Genomic DNA, 18,068 nt, shown 5'->3' on the forward strand with positions numbered 1-18,068 from the left:
AACTATGTTAGATATTTTTTTAAGTGAAGACAGGAACACAGTTTTTCGGGAGAAACTCGTGAACTATAAGTTCTTTTACGAGGTAAAGCACTCGGCAGCCAAGGCAAACAGTGATATCCGAATATATATGCCCGAAATTGACCGGGACGGCTATGACGTATTACTTGACGATGGCGAACAGATTGTCCCACTTCAACTAAAAACTTACCTGTCGAGCGCGACTACGAAAAGGTGGGTGGTAAACAAGGGATTGCTGAGACCTTTATACTTGAATTGCCAGAGCCTGGGGTTTGAGTTTAGTCCAGAAGGAAACGGGATTGAAGGAGGTCTTGTGGTTGTTAAAATCATAGCAAATGCCGATGAGATTAGAAGTTTTGAATGGTTTTATTCTGACTGTTATATTCTTACTGCTTTTGAAAGCGGCTTGGTAACTCATAAGCCTAATCCTCATCTAGACCACATCACAAGTTTCATGAGTCGTCTTCGAACTGGGTATCAAAAGGAAAAACTAGAGATCACTAAACTGTGTATGGTTAAAGTAAAATCCATCGACGATCTCCTTGCTCTTGCCGGAATGCCCTCAAAGAAGCAACAACAATGGAGGCTGTCTTTTAAAAACAGTTACCACAGTTTACGCATGGGAACCATTTCGCATGAGGAGAGATCAGAGTTGACAGACATCCTGCAAAGTCACATCGATGATCCTAGGCTTACCGTCGGTTAGCAACGTCATCTTCATGAATTAAAGCAAACTGCCGAGTTCCATTCGCTAATGGCAAGATTAAGCCGACGCATGGTTTGGGTACCATTGCTGGGGCGGAGTAACACTTATGGTAGGCCCTATGAGGGTCTTTGAATTAAGTCAAAACGAAATTTGGGCCTCGCTTTTAGAATAAAAAAGAATCACAACGTTCCAAGCCTAGCTATGTCTCTTGAGTTACTGAAGAATTATTATCTACATAAGTCAGTCGAGAATCTTACCGAAAGATACATACGAGACCAAACCAATAAAACCTGCAGATATTGCCATGGAAAATTTCCTGAGGTGACATTTCTGACGAAACCTCACATAATACCAGAACTGTTCGGGCGCAACTCTGTCACTTCAAATTTTGAATGCGATGATTGCAATAAACGTTTTCAAAAATATGAAAGTGATACATCCAGCATGATTCAGCACTATCTGGGTTTGCTGAATATCAAAACAAAAAATGGTGTTCCCACATTTCAATCAATCAAAAAATCAGGTGAGAACTCATCGGTGTTGAGGCGAGACGAACACCAGGTAAATCTCGCGTTTGGAACCAATGCGAATGACTTTGAATTAGACGAAGAAAATAGAATTCTAACAATCTATTTCAGAACAAAAAAATTCATGCCATACTCAGTATATAGGACGTTCCTAAAAATGGGTATTTCACTTTTGACTGACGACGAGCTTAGCTACAATAACCATTACTTGAAGCTTCTGAACTCAGAGGTGCCTCTTAAAAACGGTATGCAACATTGGATCGCCTACAGATATGTATTGAAACTAAATATTATTCAAAACCTCAGGTTAATCTTTATAAGGCCGAACAAACTTTAAGCGGTAAGGGAGTTTATCCGGAATACATGATGATGATACATTTTGCCAACGTTGTATTTCAATTTTTCTTGCCGATCTCCTTCAAAAATATTAGCGAGTTTGAGCCTGGAAATAATCTTCAAATTGAACTTTTCCCCGTATTCCTACTGGAGAATATTGAAAGAGTAAAAACAGTGAACATCCGTCGGTTCGATTTGAGCCAAACGAAAAAAGTCTCGGTCACCGATAAGATTGTTTTTCATTACGGTGAGAAACATCCGTGATTTTCATTCACTAGTGCAGAGCCCGGAAAACCGCAAAAAAACTCGATGATTTTCATGGTCTTAATTTGTCCAACTTCAGTTGCTTGAGCCTTTGCCAAAGCTTCGGGAGGCGAGACAGAGGAAGGAGTCAAACTGTCTTCAAGACCGCATTCGACCGCTATGCTGATTTCCTTCTATTTTTTAAGGGTATTATGCGTCCCATCACAATAAGGCGCCGACTTCGTCTGCTTGCACATACAAAGCCACACCTTCCGCTTAGTAGACACACTGAATCTTCGCGGTTCAAACCCTGTGGCCTTATGTGAGACTTCGTCACAAAGCGGCTGTGTTTTCGATTGGCCGCAACGGCACCATGAATATGTTTTTCCCGGCTCAAGTTCTATTTCCCTGGGCCCACTGGTAGTAGGATTCTCCATCAGCTTTTAAAATTTTGCGTGCGATCGAAAAATAGCGATAATCCATCTCATTTTGTATTTCCTGTCCTAATCTGAGGAGCCCGGGGTAAGCTTTAGAACAAAGCAAGGGGTTTGCAGCGGGTAGTGCAACGGCTCGTTCGGTCTCATTCTAGCGCCCCAAAAAGTCAGGTTGTTGAAGGTGTTTTGGACGTTATTATTCCCTTGTATGAACACAAAACCGCCGAATTTTTGAATAAATCTTTCATCAAAGCAATGTTATGGCGGCCCTCCCTACACATTCATTTTTACCGGATAATTTGAGCCTAACTGGTTTTAATTAAATGAGTTAACGGTACGCGTAGGCGAAGCTTTATGACGCTATCATCCCTGATAACAGGCGCGTTTCTGGTGACTTTCTGCTGCAATTATTACGCCTGTATGCCTACCGTTGTAACTTGATTTCCTATCCTGTTTTTTTGAGGGATACTTGCACCTCACTTAACATTAATCATTTTGTATGAAAAGAATTAAGCTCAGTTGTCAATTCATTCTTGTTGTGCTCCTGGCCGTTTTTGCGAGCTGCAGTAATGATTCAGAAGATCCTACGCCCAATCCGCCAGCGAAAAGCGATGCCAAGACCATCATCGTGTTCAAATTTTCGGCGTTTAACCCGGAAGTTGGTGGGATCTTTATAGAAGCAGAAAAAAAAATTAACCTCATCGTACCGAACGGCACCGACGTGACGGCGCTTGTCCCAACGATTGTAGTGTCTGAAAAAGCTACGATTTCTCCCACCACCGCTGTGGCGCAAAATTTCAAATCCCCTGTGGAGTATACGGTAACGGCGGAAGATGGCACCACGCAAAAGTATACCGTAACCGTTACGGTAAGCACGGCGGTGTCGTTCACCCTTAGTCCGATGACGACACCAACCGATATTGAGCAAGATGGCGTCCTGATCCTCGACGGAACCCAGTTTGGTTCTTATGAGAACAATAAGGTTGTATTGAAGAATAAAACGACCGGCACCGAGGTGGAGATCAAGGCGGCTTCTGCGTCTACCGCCACGCGCCTGTTCTTTAAAATTCCGGCCGACCTGGTGCTGGGTGACTATACCTTCACCGTTTTTGTAGGCGCACAGTCGCTTCAGGCGGCAGAGACATTAACCATTGTTCTTCATGCTCCTACCATAACTTCGGTGGATAAAACAACCGTTAACCCGGAAGATGTTATTGTCATTACTGGTAAGTACTTTGCGGCGAGTGGAAATGAAGTGAAATTAGAACAGGATGGTTTTGTGTTTACCCTGAAAGTGATCACCGAATCCGCTACGTCCATCTCGGCACAACTGCCGGAAAACATCTTCGACGGTGAACATACCCTCAGCGTGATCTCCAATGATATCGAGCGTTTTTACGGTCAAAAGATCACGGTCGCTCCGCCGGCAAACAAACCGGAAATCACACAGATCGACAAGTCCACGTATAACAAAGGCGACGTCATGACCCTTACGGGTAAAAATCTTAAAAAGACAGGCGTAGTGACGTATATCTACTTCGTGCCCTTCACATCGGGTGTGGGATTCACAGGAAGCGGTGTTGTGAATAGCGACGGAACGGTGATGACGTTCACCATTCCTTCAAACTTGTCGGCCGGCACCTACGAAGTTATCGTGGATGTTGACGGAACCGAAAGTGAAAGCTATCGCGACATCATTAAGATCAATTAATATATAGTCTGGTCTGATCATTTAAAATGGCAGCTCCGCGAGCTGCCATTTTTCTTGTTGGGACATTTGCTGCGTAAAAAAGGTGTCGTTAAGGGGCGACACCTTTTAATCTATAACTCTACTTGTTTCATCGGCACAAAAATGGAGCGTGTTCATTGGCGTCGGCTCGACAAATGAAGGCCTGTTTGTCTGTTCCGAACCTTGTGAAGGGTAGTTATTTTGGAGATCGACCTTTTTTTGCCTTGTTAAGTTGCGTGGGCGGATGTCCGAACAGTTTTTTAAAGGCAAATGAGAAATGGGAGAAATTTTCAAATCCTAGATCAAGGTAGACGTCCGATGGTCTTTTATGTTTCTTGTCAATAAGATAGTGGGCTTCCTCAAGTCTTTTTTGAACCAACCAATGACTCGGCGTTGCCTTGAATATTTTTTCAAAATCTCTTTTAAAAGCCGACAGGCTCCTGCCCGTTAAATAGGCAAACCGCTCGATGCTTACGTTGAACTTATAATTTCGATTCATGAACTTTTCAAGATCTATTTTTTCCGGATCGCCGAAGTCGAATAAAATGTCGGCTAGCTCAGGGTTGGCCTTCAGCAATATCAAAAGCAATTCAGTTCTTTTGATATTCAAAAAATCCTTCTCAATCACGCCCTTCTCATTGAAATAAGGCATCAGGGATCGTACAAAATTTTCAACCAACTCATTTTTCTTTAGCGGCATGATGGCATCGACTGTCTTTTTGCCTCTCGGTAGGAATCTGTATGAATCGTTAAACGCAACTAAAAATTCCTGTTCAAACAAAATGTAGATCTTTTTGAATGCGCCGTTAATGGTTTGCTTGGTGTACTTTGCCAAGTGATTTCTTCTGCCTATCCCATAATGGCCTGGCGCTAGCTTGTATTCTTTACTACCATCGTAAACCAGCATGGCCCCCGAAACCAAATACATAAAGCAATGGTCGGGTATAAATTGCTCCGTAGACGGTGATGGGCTTATATAACAAGCAGAGATGGCGGTTTCTTTCATCGTTACCCTTTAATTAACCCTAATCGGAATAAACTTTCGGCTGTTGCCACAATAGCTTCTTCGTTTGACCGTGGTGACCAATTTAGCAACTCTTTGGCCTTTTCTCCACTCGCTTGCGCATATTGTCCCAGTAATGCTACCAGCATTTTTAAGGAAGGATTTTTCAGTGCCGCTAGTCTTAATTTCCAATTGGGCAGTTCTTTGGTGGGGACTTTTTTCGCATCGTCGCCCAATCTGCGTGTCAAAATTTTAGCGACATCAAACATCGATAAGGCGTTACCCGTAGTGGCGAGAAATCTCTCGCCTTTTGCTTTCGGACTTGTCATGGCGAGCAAATGTAAATCAGCAACATCACGGACATCCACATAACAGGAATCAATCTTAGGGCAAGCGACGACTTTACCCTCTAACATTTGCCGGATCATTTGTTGCGAATGGGAGAAATCTTCTCCCAAAACAGGTCCCATCACCGCTACCGGATTGATGGTGGCGAGCTCAAGGCTGCCGCCTTCATCTCTCATGAAATCCCAGGCGGTTTTTTCCGCCATGGTTTTTGATTTTTGGTAGGGATGGATCTTTGCCTGGAGATTTGTCCAATCTTTTTCTGTGTAAGGTGTCTTTCGGTTTTCGTGTCCGCAACCAATGGCGCCGTAGGCAGAAGTTAACACCACGCGCTTTACACCCGCGTTTCGCGAAGCCTTCAAAACCCGTATCACACCTTCTTTCGCCGGCTTAATTAATTCGTCTTCGTGTGTGAATTTAATGGCGGGTGTCGGGGATGCAACGTGCAAAACAAATTCACAATTCTTAACAGCCTCATTCCAATTTTCGTCGTCGGTAAGATCCGCTTTTATGAATGAAAGGTTGTCAAATGAAGTAATGCCTCCATTTTTAAGCATCCCGTGCACTTCAGTTTGCCGGTTCATGGAACGAAGTGTTGTTCTCACCGAATAACCTTGTTGAAGTAATTTTAAGATGCAGTGAACGGCAATGAAGCCTGAACCGCCTGTGACTAAAACTGTTTTGTCGTTGTTTGAACCAGCCATTTTTTTTAATGTTTAGGCTACAAACTTCGGCTATAAGCAGGCGGCAAGTTTTGTTGTATCGTCCAAAATTAGTGTGTTTAAAAGTCCAAAATACCTCCTATCCGTCGCCATGGAATCCGGCAGGGATTGCAGAGCCTGCTTTCGAATGCCGGGTTGAGCTTGGTCATCATTTTTTTTTCGCCCCATGGTTCGTTCATCACATCGGCGGTCCAGTCGTAGATGTCGTCGGGCGGTTCTTGGAAGGTAGTTACGGCGGCCGTAAAAGTTTTGGGTTTCGTTTCTGGAGAATTTCAGCGACCAGCGTGGGTGGCGTTTGACCAAAGGGAATTTACTTCGACTTCAACAACCCTGGAAAGAATATGCCATCCGGTGACTCAAACGAAAGATCAAGCAACGCGCTAACCAGCGGCGCGATGTCTTCGAGTCCCATGAGCGGCACGACTTTGCCTTTTTGAAATCCTGCCCCGGATCCGATGAAACCGGTTTGAATGTTTTTGAAGTCGGGATAAAATCCGTGTGTTCCACCTTTGCCGGGTTGCACCGGGGTGCCGTCGGCCGTTGCGCTGATGGTCACGCCTTCAATGGCCGAGATGGCCAGGGTGACGTTGGGATCGGCGCCGATCTTTTTCATTTCGTCGGGGGTCAGGATCCTGAAAAGCTTCTTTTCGTTGTCGGGAAGTTTTTGGAGAATGGCCTGCACTTGTTGGAGGGTCTTCGTGTCGCCTTTGGTTTTCAGGTGAAGAAACGCCGAACCACCCGAAGCGTGAAACGCTGCTTTCCAGTTGCCGCGGTTGGGAGCCTTTTCGATGAGGCCTGCGCGTTCGAGCCAGACGTTGGGGGCAAGGGTGGTGTGAATGTCGACAAAGCCATGATCGCCGACGATGAGAAATGCTGTGCTGTCTTTTATGCCGGCCCGTGCGGCACTTTCTATAATTCTTCCGATCGCGTTGTCCACGCCGGCAACGGCCTTCCGCACGTTTTCACTATCGCGACCGTCGGCGTGAGCAAAGTGGTCGACACAAACCAAATGCACGGCGGTGAACTGTGGGCGATAGGTTTCGATCAGGTACGACGTCATGCGACCCAGGTTTTCGTCCATCAGCAAATAGTCGCTGTTCAGTTTGGTGCCGTCGAGTTTGCCCGTCGCGTTTGCCTCGACCTCGGCAAACAACGATGAAGGTGAAGTATGTTTGCGCAGGGGACCGAGCCGGTCGCTGCCATCGGGTTTTGCGGGCCACACTTCGGGAAAGTTGTAGTCGATGGGCGCACCCACCGTGACCGGCCATTGTATGCCGGCGGTTTTTAGTCCCTTCTTTTTGCAGGCGTCCCACAGCGTTTCCACTTTTATCAGGCTTTCATCCCAATACCAATTGCCCGTTTGTCCTTCCGGCTCAAAGGGCGTGTTGTAATAAACGCCATGCTTGGCCGGCAGCGCGCCCGTGACCATGGTGGTGTGCGAAGGAAACGTTACGGTTGGAAACACACCGCGTACACCGTCGGCATACACGCCGTTGCGGGCCAAGGCTTGAATGTTGGGCGCCGGCCAGGATGGATCTTTATAAAACTCCGGACGCAAACCGTCGATGCTGATCATCACTACATATTTTGCTTTCTGTGCAACAGAGGATGCCAGGGCTATTAGAACCAGGCAAGTCGTAAAGAGAAATTTCTTCATGGGGGGTAGGGGGCGGTTAGCTTTTCGTCTAAGTTAATAGTATCCAAAGTAAGCCCTAATCGCCATGCGCTGGTGCAGCGGAAGGTACTGTTAAAGAAATGATGACGGTCTCGTAACGTCGGGATAAAATTGCGGGGATCTCATTAAGCAGTTGTTATTCGTATCGCAACGATAGCGCGACGGCCTTGCACCTTTCAGTTTGTTCCGTGGTGAACGTGCATGTTTCAAAATAAATTTGTGAGCGTGATTGAAAACAATGCCTTCAATATCTTGGGTAGATATCCTCAGCAGTAAACAATATTTATCCCGGGTTTCAACTCGTGGCTCTTTTGTCAAGGCTGATACTTTAGGCTACCCATTAGCGCTGGCGTGATTTGATCGATACGTTTTGAGATCACGGAATTGGTGTTCCCTTTTTTCCGGTATTCTCTACTGTTGTTCGCTTTTTTACAATTATGAAACACGCCTTAGAACCTACCTTGTTCTACACCGATATCACTATCGGCAAATAAAATTCAATTAAACCCTCTAAACGTAATCAGTTATGCAATCAAACAAACCATCATCCCAGTTTATCGCAGGAAGTGTCAGTATTGATGACCTACTAACCGGCCTAAAGTCAGGCAAAGTTCCCATTAGCCGAAAGTTTGCCGGATGGGCGAAAGATTCTAAGATTCCAGATTGTGTTGCGTTTTCTCCTTCTTCCAGCTGCGACTTGTGGTTTGACATACCAAAGGAAGCCATTGAAAACGTTGAAGTTGTAGGCTCCGCTCCATGCGAAGACCATGTTCATGCTGAAGTTTCGATCAGCTTTGTCACGGACAATTCATTTGTGGACACAATTTGTCAGTTGTTGTCTCACTTCTATTGGTCATCAAATTCGATTGGTCCTGTGGAATCTCCGCAGTCCAAGCTCGACTGCGACTACTACAATCGAATGTGTAGAAAATATGGTGGTGAATGGTGCAATATAGTGCGAAGGGCATGTGGGTCAAAAGGCTCATAAAATACTGGGTAGATTGCAGATCAAACCCCAAGTCCACGGTTTGCAAAATGGGAGATGAGATGACCAGTCGGCTCGAAAACCGGGGCAAGAGTCTATCATCGCGCTGACAAACCGACTGAGAGCGGCATCGAAGTGGAGCAATCCGTATCAACACCGAGATTTCCATTTAAAAAAGGCCGGATCGATCCGGCCTTTTTGCTGGAGGTAAAGTGATGGTTTGCGCAGCGCGTTATGCGTCCCATCACAATAAGGCAGGTTCATCCTTCATTTTCCAATGCGTTTTCTTATGCGGCTGAGCGACGGATTGGTAATGCCCAAGTATGAGGAGATATGGTAGGCAGGGATTCGCTGGATAATGTTGGGATGCTCTTCCAGCAGCCTCACATAACGCTGCTCATGCGAAAAGAAAACAAACTCCTCCGTGCGCGTTTGCGCATAAGAGAAGAATAGCTCTGCCAGTAGCCTGCCAAATTTGCTCCACGCTGAACTTGATTCATACAGGTCATTGAGATCCTTATAGGATATGGATATGATCTCGGAATCCTCCATCGCTTCTATAAAGTACCAGCAGGGATTGCGTGTGATAAAGCTCCTGAAAGACACCACAAATTGGCTTTCCGAGAAAAAGAATAGATTTTTATCTTCCTGCTTCTCGTCATCGTGGTAATAGATGCGAAATATACCCTTCACCACAAGCCCCAGGTCGCTGCAAACCATGCTTTGCATATTGAAGAAGTCACCTTTTTTTATTTTCCGCGACCTCCAGAAGGGAAGACCCTTACCAATTTCATCGTCGGGCATGGATGCGAATTGCTTCAGATGCAGGACCAAGGTGTCTTTGGTGTCCATAGTGATGCTGTCAAAATTTCGTAATACATATGTCAATCGCTTTGCGCGCTCCTGTTCATTTTTCTTTGTCGTACCATTTGGTAACTGATACCGGCAAGAAACAAGATGAACAGAAAAAGCAAAGTTACACCGATTACCGGATCGGTTGGTCCTTTTGCTAACGGGTTTCCCACGGGCACTCGTGTAAAAGTTTCATTTACGGTTGGTACTAACGAAAGAAAAAAGCTGAAGGACAGCAAAAAGGTCTCGAAGTACCTTGCCCTTGCATTCCCTTGTCGTTTCGCATGCAGGAAATAGCCTACAACGGCAAGTAAAAAAATGAACAATGAGAAGGCATGACCGGGGTTGATCCCCCCATTCCTGCTCAAGCCCAACGCGGTTAAGGAAGTGACCATCGTCCCATAAAAATAAATCCGTCCGCTGTTCGTCGCGAGATCAATTTTCCGGTACTTCACATATGACACTAAAGCTGCTCCAATGGCAACAATACCGACTGCGGTATGAAAGATGCCTAAATTTGATAATCCCATTTCAATTTTTTTTGACAAAGCTTTGCAGAAATGGAATAAGAGATTTTCACTTAAGTTAAAAAAGTAAAACTTGAGTGGGAAGGGAGGGGGCATTCACCTAACCCCAGGCTTTAGCCTGGGGTTGTCGTGTGATCAAGTAGAGGTGCCATAGGAAAGCCGGATCGATCTTCACGTTTCATGGCACCGATCGCACACGCTGCCCCGGGCTCCGATGCCGCGAGCCTCTCTATCTAGGTGTAGCGTATCCCTTTGAGCGACGTGACCTAATGGCACTTCGGGGCCAGAGATAGTGAGGGTGCGCCATGAACGTTCGTGCTACTTGTCTTGTCCTGAAATAGGTTTACACTAAACCAGTAAACCTGCAATGAGAACTAAAAAGAGAAAGTGGACCCGTTTAAGCGACGAAGAAAAGAAGCGGCTAATCGAATTGTATCATTCAAGAGGTGGATGCAAAGATGAATTTTGGCGTCAGTTCATAGATAAGGGCAGTAGAAATCAGGGTCGGTTATTGAGGTGGATGCGTCAGCTTGGTCTCGAGAAAAAACGTGTTCCAAGGAAACCCTTAAATTTGCGACCTATGGGTAGTAAGAAGAAGGGCAAAAAAGACTCAGATCAGGCGCTAACAGCCAGGATTAAAGAACTGGAAAAGCAGCTGGAGGATAGCCGACTAAAAGAAGAAGCTTACAGACGGATGATTCAGATAGCGGAGAAGGATCTCAAAATTGACATCCAAAAAAAGTCCGATACCAAGTAATCCATCAAATGAAGTTGCGTTACAAACACATCGCCCTGATCCGGCTATGTCGATTACTTGGTATAACTTCTCAGGCTTATTATCAACATTTCAAACATCAAAACTCTCAGCAGACTACGCTCAAAGTTGTATTGAGCCAGGTATATAAAATTAGGGACCGACATCCTCGCATGGGAGGAAGAAAAATTTATCGAATGATACAGTCTTTTTTGCACGAGCACCAAATCAAAATGGGCCGTGATGCATTTTTTAAGTTGCTAGAAATCAACAACTTATTGGTTGTCCGGAAAAAGAGAAAGGTATTTACGACAAACTCCCAGCACCACTTCCATAAATACCCTAATTTAATTAAGCAATGCATTCCAGATCGCGTAAACCAACTTTGGGTAAGTGATATAACTTATTGGAAAATTAATAGTGGATACGTTTATATCAGTTTGATTACGGATGCCTATTCGCGAAAAATTATTGGCTATCATGTAGCCAAGACACTGGAAGCTACTGGAACTGTCCAAGCATTAAAAATGGCTCTACGTACAATCCAGACGAAGCCCATCAGCCTAATCCATCACTCTGACAGGGGTCTGCAATACTGCTGTCGCCAATACACGCAGTTGCTTCGGGATAGCCTGATTCAAATTAGTATGACAGAGAATGGAGACCCCTATGAAAATGCTTTGGCTGAGCGTGTGAATGGTATATTAAAAGAAGAGTACCTTAACGAATACTCCGTTCACAATTTGAATCAGGCCAAGATGACAATGGATTTGGTAGTTAGGCTATATAATGAAGAACGCCCTCATATGAGCTGTGGCTACCAGACTCCTGAAATTATCCATTCAAGATGTTGAAATATGGATAACTCTCAAAAGTACATTACTTTGAAAGGTATTCTTGTGGAGTTATCCACATTCCAACATCAAAACACGACAATAGTAATGATGTTAAATCTGTAAACTTATTTTAGGACGAGACAACTATGAGATGTGAGCGTGGCGCCGTTACTGCCGGTTGCTTAGCCCCAGGCTAAAGCCTGGGGTTATTAAATCCGAAGTGAGATATTGATTGTATGAATTCCTTTACCTCAGACAAGCGCCGCGTTGATTGAAAGCTTTTCTGAGATCGCCCACGGGCAAATCGGGAACCTCCATCGCTGGGAAGTGACCACCCTGGTCCATGGAAGAAATAGTGATCGGGTTCTCCTGTGAGCGATAGAAGTTTTTTGAAGAGGCGATTTATCTGCACGCTTTCCAAAATAGTACCTAAATTGTGCACTTATTAAGGATATCCACTAATCTTCTTTAAAAGTGTCCCACGTAAAATTCGATTCGACTGTCAAACAGAATCCTGCGCAGGAGAAAATCGTGAATGCTAAAGTTGAGCAATTCTCCGATGCAGTCACCCTCATACTTCGCGCGGAAGCTGCCACGAAGATGAAGAAACTTGTATACGTCTTCATAAGTGTCCGTCAACTGACGCCGGCAGCGTTTAGCTATACCGTCGACGATACCCGGGATAAAATCTCCCCCAGTGCCCACGCGTCTATCAAAATGAAATTTGAGGAAATATTTAATGCCCCGGCAACGAAGTGATGCTTGTCAGCTTATTCAGAATGCATTACGTGCAAATTCAATGACATTCAGCCAATACTAATTTTTTATGGAAAGAGAATTCGAAATCATTCAAAACGACAGGAAATTAACATTGATAATTCCAAGAAAAGGCGATGGACTCATCATCGTCTTGACAGGAACATGGTCTGCGATGTGGGTATACATGCTATATCTTCAAATACGTGACGGCTTTGTTTTTCAATATCCCGAAGTTGTATGGGGATTGGCATTTTTTACACTATTGTGCTTTTTTGTTTTTAATGTTTTTCTTTGGCATGTGAGAGGTAAGGAAAAAATAACGCTGGACGGCGTTCATCTGAAGATCGAAAAACATGGAACATTGCTGACAGCAACGAGGAAATATGAACTTAACTTAATAGACAATTTTGAAGTGGCAACAACGGACAATGTATCTTGGTGGCGTAAAAAGTATGGATTTGCCGGAGGAAGCATTTCGTTCGACTATTGGGACCGGCCTGAATACTTCGGACAGACCCTGAACAAAAGACAAGCAACGGAAATTGTTTCTTCATTGAATCAGAGAATAAAAAATCACGCACAATAAAATTGTTCCATCTCTTTATAGCGGATAAATTTGTGATAATTTCTGCACGCCAGGATTCGTCTTCACTATCGCTTTAAAATATTCATCACATCCCCCTTCCGTCTCCGTGAGATCTCCACCATCGATCCGTCGCTCAGCACGGCATGGCCTTGTGCGCTGACCGCGGTTACATAGAGGACATTCACCAGGTGTGATTTGTGTAGCCTGACGAATCCGTGGTCGCTCAACAACTCTTCATAGTCTTTCAGGATCTTGGAGACGAGCAGCGGCTTTCGGTTAGTGAACCGGATGAGGGTGTAGCTTCCCTCTGCTTCCAGCCGGATGATTTCCTCCGTATTAAAAAAGAAACAGCCATCCGTGGTGGATACCGCGAGCTTGAAATTTCTTTGTTCGGCATGGACATTATGCAGCAGGTTGCGATACAAGAGATCTTGCTCTTCCCCGGCACTCCGCTTCATCAGGAACCGGTTCATGGCCGCGCGCAATTCATTCGCATTGATCGGCTTGAGTAGGTAGTCCAGCGCGCTGAAGCGAATCGCCTGGATGGCGTAGTTGTCGTGGGCGGTGGTGAAGATGATATCGAATGTTGGTGTTTGAAATTTTTTCAGCCATTCAAATCCGTTGATCACCGGCATTTGAATGTCGAGGAAGACAAGATGCGGCATAAAGCTCCGGATACTTTGAAGGGCCTGCGCCGGACTCGTGGCGCTTTGCACGTGTGTAATTTCCGGCACATAGCGCTTCAGCATCAACGTGAGCGTTGTGATGGCAGAGGCCTCGTCGTCGAGTATGAACGCCTTGATCATGAGATGGGGTTAAGCGTGGTGTCATTTGTTTCCAGGGAAAGCTTCACGATGACCACCGTGCCGGCGACTTTGTTTTCATCGTCCCTCAGGTCGCCCACGTCCACCGTGAAGGGTAGCTGATAGCGCTGCCGGAGCATGGCGATCCGGTCCGAAATGAGTTTCAATCCTTTGGGTTTGTGACCTTTCAGACTTCCGTTCACGAGCTTCAATTGCGCGGAGGCATCCCGGCCGATGCCATTGTCCTTGATGGCGCACACCAAAACGTCCCCTGGAGACTGAAGGTTGAACAAGATCTCGACGCGTTTGCTGCCTTCCTTTGGCATCAGGCCGTGCCAGATCGCATTTTCAACAAAGGGTTGGATTAACATGGGCGGGATCCGGATGTCTTCGGTGTCGATATCGCCGTCCATTTGAATGGAATAACGAAAGCTGTCATCAAAGCGAAGTTGCTCCAACTGCATGTAACTGTCGAGCATATCGATTTCGCGTTGCAGCGAGATGAAATTCTCGTCGCTGGTGTTCAAGATCTCGCGATGAAGCGTTGAGAACATGCCCAGGTAGCGACCGGCCTCTTCCACATTTCCTTGCAGCACAAACTGCTGAATGGAGTTCAGGGCGTTAAAAATAAAATGTGGATTCATCTGGCTGCGCAAGGCCGTCAGCCGGGAGTGTGCCAGGTCGTGCTGCAGCGAGATCATTTCAATCTCGCGTGCCCGCTTCTGTTGTTCGCTGGCATAGATCATCTTCTCTCTTCGCTTCACCCACAGCCATGACGCGACGGCCAGGACACCTAACACCGGGAGAATAAAACCGGGTGTAAGCCAAAACGGGCTCTTCACTGTAATCTGCATCGACACCTCGTCGCTCGAAGCGCCTTTGTTCGTAAACGCCTTTATAGAGAACTTGTATTTCCCGGGAGAAAGATCATTGAAGGTCAGACTCCGTGTTGTCCCAACGGCTGTCCACGCGCCATCGCCAAATTTGTATGCATACTGCACGCTCTCCTGGTCCGGAAAGGCGATCGCGTAATAATTAAAGGAGAGCTCCCGTTGTTCGTAGGGCAATTCAATCGGCTGTGTGCTGGCGATGGTGATCGGCTCATCCGAATGATCTCGCGACGGCCTCGCTGCCGAAAGATAGATCCGGGGCTTGTTGGCGTCCATCAGCATCTTGTCTGCGCTAAAGTGCAGGATGCCCTTTGAGCAACCCGCCCAAAACATGCCGTTGCGATCCTGGTGGAGAAAAAGATTATTGTAGTTTTTAAACGGCCACCCATCATTTTGATCAAAATTAAGAACGACTTTGTTTTTCCGGATAACGGTGACACCCTGATAGTGGCCGATCCATACATTGCCCTCGCGATCGATCAGAAGATTATTGAAGACTTCCGTGGCAACTCCCCGCGACCGGTCAAATTTCTCCTGGACTTTTAGATCGCCCTGTTCATCAAACCCACACCGCCAAATACCCTCACCATCCACGGCCAACCAAACCTGGCCCTGTTCGTCTTTTTTCATGTCGGCAACGGAAATAATTTTTTTATCGAACGTGTAGGCCAGCAGGGAATCGTTCACCAATTTAAAAATTCCTTCCTGCCCGGCGAACCACATCGTTTTATCCGGCGATTCGATGGCGCTGAACAAGGTTGCATATTGCGAGTTCACCGCATCGATATAGAAATTCTTGAAGGCAACTTTTTGAGATGTCGGCGAATACGAGATCTGCGTAGCGCCCAGGTCGCCAAAAACAAACAATCTTCCGTCGGATGCCTCATAGAAGGCGCGATTTGAATTGTTCCTCAGACCATCGGCTTCGGTGAAAACTTTGTTCCTGTTGTTCACGCGATGGACGAGACCCTCATAGCCGGTGGCAAACCAAAGGTCGCCAGGGTATGCTTCATGAATGCCAAATACTTCAGCCCGGTTCACGACGCTATACAGCGGTGCCATGTGGTTATCCTTCCGGGTCAGGATCAACCCCCGGTTGCTGCCCATGAGCAATTGTCCGTCGGCTGTTTCGCACAAGGAATAGATTTCTTCGTAGCGGGAGGGACGTTGAAACGGGATCTTTTCAAAAGGCGAGCGTTTGATCTTCACCAATCCATCATGGGCGGCCACCCAGTAGTCACCCTGATCATCGACCAGGAAATCGCTGGCCCAGAGAATTCCGTAGGGAAGGAGATCAAGTTTTGTTTTCACGATATCGGAATCCGGATAGAGTTCAAGGGCGCCAGCGGGAGCGGGTAACCATACCGATTTTCCTTTTGATGTCGCATCCGGATGATAGTGCTCATCCAAGAGCAGGCGATCGGCTCCGGTGCGCGTGCCGCGGAATAATCCGATGGCATTGTAGAAATAGTACCGGTCTGCATTGATCCCACAAAGGCTCATGATCACACTTCCGGTTCCATCGTTTTTGTAAACGCACGTGAAGGACCGGTCGACGTAGCGATAAATATTATAGGGCCCGGAAAGATAGATGGCGCTATCGGCGCTCAAGGCCAGGTGGTAGATCCGGTCGCCGGCAAAACGTTGGCTTTGCCATGCGGGAAGTTGAAACGACGGCAGCGGGAGAATTTTACTTCCGGCCGCGGCAAGAATTTTTTCTCGTGAAACCTGGAGCGGGCCAATTTCCGAACCCAGGAGCACTTCTCCGCCGGCCAAGAAAAGAATGTCGTTTATGCCTTCAGATGCAGCGTCGCTCCCCGCTGTTTTATAAAATGAATCGTCGCCGGTTTTGATGAACAATCCGTTGTCGGAACCGATCCACAGCAAATGGTCATCATCCTCGGCAATGACATTTACCTTTCCAAACGGTTCGTTGGCTTTGGTGTGGGAAAAGTTTTCAAAGGTGTAGCCGTTGTATCGGCTGATGCCCACCGTTGTCCCCACCCAGAGATGACCCAGGTAGTCTTGCTCCAGGGCGACGCATTCAGACGAAGGCAATCCATGCGACGCATCCAGGAGTTGGCAAACGAGGGATTGGGCAGGGGCTTGAACCGCCAAACCATAGACAAGAAAAAAGATTGCGCGTATCGATTTCAAGCCCTGCCGATTCCCATGGGATAGTATAGAATCTGTACATAAATTAAAAAATTGCCGCGACTCCTGTTAGTTTGTCGCCGTAAAACTCGCGATCGGGAATCCCCAATCCGCGGTGGAGTTCCTTCGGATGGATACCGAGTAGCTGCCGTTGTGAGGCAATGCCCCCACGCCAAATTCTACGGAGGCGTGGTTCGGGAAACCGTCACCGGCACCCAAAGCCGAAATCGCTTGGTAGTCCAGGCCGCTTATCCTCACTTCACACGAGTTATAGAGTGAATACCCTGTAATGGTCAGCTTTGCAACGCCACCGCCGGACCTGCTGTAGGTTGACTGATCAAAGCTGGCCCCGTCGATGAACATGGGAGGCGACATCGACATGTATACTTTCCGGGTGACGGATCTGCCGTCGCCATTGATGATCTTAAAGTCAAACTGGTCGGTGATACAGTCGTCGTGCGTATTGCCAAAAAGTGTTTTAGGAATGCGCGCTCTCATTTTCGTGCTGTCGGGGAATTTTGCACCGCTAATAAGCACACCGTTGATATACAGTTCGCTCGCGCCGTAGAGACCTCTTGCCCCATCCGAAAACATGGTGTCGCCCGGACACAGGAAGAAGGAGCAGCCCGTGCCCACATTGGTGTTGTGATCGCGTTCAAAAATGCAGAAAGGCATACGTCTCACCTTCGTGAAGCCTGACACGAGTTTCTTGCCATTTGCTTTTATCCGGAAAGGCCAGGGTCGTTTCTGTTCGTTTCCGAGCTGGAAGTCGATGTATTGTGCGTCGGAAGCCTGCACGACAAGTTGCGTTTCGGAGGCACTGATAATTTTAAACTTGCCGTCGGCACCGAATTCGGTTCCATAAGGCGCGAAGCCGCTAAATATCGTTCCCATCTCAAACGTATCTTTCGCGGGATCGGCATTGAACCCGGTACCGGTTATCGTAATGACATCATTCGCATAGATGACACTCGGTGAAACGGAGGTAACCGTAATCTCCGATCCGCTGGGGTTGTTGGGATTGTTCGGATTATTTGGATTGTTGGGGTTGTTTGGGTTATTCGGATTGTTTGCGGTGGGGTCGTTCGACGTGCTGCAGTGCATGCAGATAACCGTTGCACCGATGATCAGGAGGCTTAGGTATTTTTTCATAACGCTGAAGTTTTTGCGCATTGAGCAACTAA

The 18,068-nt window shown here is 46.5% G+C and carries 17 protein-coding genes; 8 read left to right on the forward strand and 9 right to left on the reverse strand.

The genetic code is table 11. The features are described 5' to 3' along the window. Positions 1-127 precede the first annotated feature (127 nt). The 3 genes from D4L85_RS10490 to D4L85_RS34615 all read left to right on the forward strand — a co-directional run bounded on the left by D4L85_RS10490 (position 128) and on the right by D4L85_RS34615 (position 1,851). On the forward strand, positions 128-724 hold the full coding sequence (locus tag D4L85_RS10490; protein WP_160143651.1) for a hypothetical protein: 597 nt from the start codon (positions 128-130) through the stop codon (positions 722-724). Positions 725-925: 201 nt separating this feature from the next. Then, positions 926-1,588: an HNH endonuclease gene (locus tag D4L85_RS35100; RefSeq protein ID WP_418219866.1), complete on the forward strand. Its 663-nt coding sequence runs from the start codon at positions 926-928 to the stop codon at positions 1,586-1,588. After that, the gene (locus tag D4L85_RS34615; protein WP_162500952.1) at positions 1,507-1,851 is read left to right on the forward strand and encodes a hypothetical protein; all 345 of its coding nucleotides are present in this window, start codon (positions 1,507-1,509) and stop codon (positions 1,849-1,851) included. The genes D4L85_RS35100 and D4L85_RS34615 overlap by 82 nt, the downstream gene beginning before the upstream one ends. A 173-nt stretch (positions 1,852-2,024) precedes the next feature. On the opposite strand, the gene D4L85_RS35060 is transcribed toward D4L85_RS34615, so the two are convergent. Continuing rightward, positions 2,025-2,267: a CDGSH iron-sulfur domain-containing protein gene (locus tag D4L85_RS35060; RefSeq protein ID WP_119754277.1), complete on the reverse strand. Its 243-nt coding sequence runs from the start codon at positions 2,265-2,267 to the stop codon at positions 2,025-2,027. Positions 2,268-2,763: 496 nt separating this feature from the next. On the opposite strand from D4L85_RS35060, the gene D4L85_RS10510 reads away from it, so the two are divergent. Further along, on the forward strand, positions 2,764-3,975 hold the full coding sequence (locus tag D4L85_RS10510; RefSeq protein WP_119754278.1) for a DUF5018 domain-containing protein: 1,212 nt from the start codon (positions 2,764-2,766) through the stop codon (positions 3,973-3,975). 214 nt (positions 3,976-4,189) lie between these two features. Here the strand turns inward: D4L85_RS10510 and D4L85_RS10515 are convergent, their stop codons facing one another. From D4L85_RS10515 to D4L85_RS10535, 5 genes are all read right to left on the reverse strand, one after another. After that, positions 4,190-4,999 carry a helix-turn-helix domain-containing protein gene (locus D4L85_RS10515; RefSeq protein ID WP_119754279.1) on the reverse strand — a complete coding sequence of 270 codons (810 nt, stop codon included), beginning with the start codon at positions 4,997-4,999 and terminating at the stop codon, positions 4,190-4,192. A 2-nt stretch (positions 5,000-5,001) separates the two neighbouring features. Continuing rightward, positions 5,002-6,045 (reverse strand): SDR family oxidoreductase, encoded by a 1,044-nt coding sequence (locus D4L85_RS10520; RefSeq protein WP_119754280.1) that lies wholly within the window; start codon positions 6,043-6,045, stop codon positions 5,002-5,004. Positions 6,046-6,373: 328 nt separating this feature from the next. After that, the gene (locus tag D4L85_RS10525; protein ID WP_119754281.1) at positions 6,374-7,720 is read right to left on the reverse strand and encodes an alkaline phosphatase family protein; all 1,347 of its coding nucleotides are present in this window, start codon (positions 7,718-7,720) and stop codon (positions 6,374-6,376) included. Positions 7,721-8,990: 1,270 nt separating this feature from the next. After that, positions 8,991-9,575: a Crp/Fnr family transcriptional regulator gene (locus tag D4L85_RS10530; RefSeq protein WP_119754282.1), complete on the reverse strand. Its 585-nt coding sequence runs from the start codon at positions 9,573-9,575 to the stop codon at positions 8,991-8,993. A gap of 32 nt (positions 9,576-9,607) precedes the next feature. Next, positions 9,608-10,198 carry a hypothetical protein gene (locus tag D4L85_RS10535; protein ID WP_228450844.1) on the reverse strand — a complete coding sequence of 197 codons (591 nt, stop codon included), beginning with the start codon at positions 10,196-10,198 and terminating at the stop codon, positions 9,608-9,610. A 271-nt stretch (positions 10,199-10,469) separates the two neighbouring features. Here D4L85_RS10535 and D4L85_RS10540 point away from each other — a divergent pair, with 271 nt between their 5' ends. The 4 genes from D4L85_RS10540 to D4L85_RS10555 all read left to right on the forward strand — a co-directional run bounded on the left by D4L85_RS10540 (position 10,470) and on the right by D4L85_RS10555 (position 13,037). Further along, positions 10,470-10,859: a hypothetical protein gene (locus D4L85_RS10540; RefSeq protein WP_119754284.1), complete on the forward strand. Its 390-nt coding sequence runs from the start codon at positions 10,470-10,472 to the stop codon at positions 10,857-10,859. A gap of 8 nt (positions 10,860-10,867) precedes the next feature. Next, the gene (locus D4L85_RS10545) at positions 10,868-11,710 is read left to right on the forward strand and encodes an IS3 family transposase (RefSeq protein WP_119754285.1); all 843 of its coding nucleotides are present in this window, start codon (positions 10,868-10,870) and stop codon (positions 11,708-11,710) included. A gap of 456 nt (positions 11,711-12,166) precedes the next feature. Further along, positions 12,167-12,451 carry a hypothetical protein gene (locus tag D4L85_RS10550; RefSeq protein WP_119754286.1) on the forward strand — a complete coding sequence of 95 codons (285 nt, stop codon included), beginning with the start codon at positions 12,167-12,169 and terminating at the stop codon, positions 12,449-12,451. Between the two features lie 67 nt (positions 12,452-12,518). Next, a complete protein-coding gene (locus D4L85_RS10555; RefSeq protein WP_119754287.1) occupies positions 12,519-13,037 on the forward strand; it encodes a hypothetical protein in 519 nt (172 codons plus the stop codon). A gap of 65 nt (positions 13,038-13,102) precedes the next feature. Here D4L85_RS10555 and D4L85_RS10560 read toward each other — a convergent pair whose 3' ends face one another. The 3 genes from D4L85_RS10560 to D4L85_RS10570 form a co-directional block, all read right to left on the reverse strand. After that, complete coding sequence (locus D4L85_RS10560; protein ID WP_119754288.1) at positions 13,103-13,843, reverse strand: LytR/AlgR family response regulator transcription factor; 741 nt, start codon at positions 13,841-13,843, stop codon at positions 13,103-13,105. Then, positions 13,840-16,887, reverse strand: a complete 3,048-nt coding sequence (locus D4L85_RS10565) for a sensor histidine kinase (protein ID WP_160143653.1) — start codon at positions 16,885-16,887, stop codon at positions 13,840-13,842. The genes D4L85_RS10560 and D4L85_RS10565 overlap by 4 nt, the downstream gene beginning before the upstream one ends. A 66-nt stretch (positions 16,888-16,953) precedes the next feature. Then, on the reverse strand, positions 16,954-18,036 hold the full coding sequence (locus D4L85_RS10570; RefSeq protein ID WP_160143654.1) for a hypothetical protein: 1,083 nt from the start codon (positions 18,034-18,036) through the stop codon (positions 16,954-16,956). Between the last annotated feature and the right edge of the window lie 32 nt (positions 18,037-18,068).

It is taken from the genome of Chryseolinea soli, from assembly GCF_003589925.1.
GTDB classification, from domain to species: domain Bacteria; phylum Bacteroidota; class Bacteroidia; order Cytophagales; family Cyclobacteriaceae; genus Chryseolinea; species Chryseolinea soli.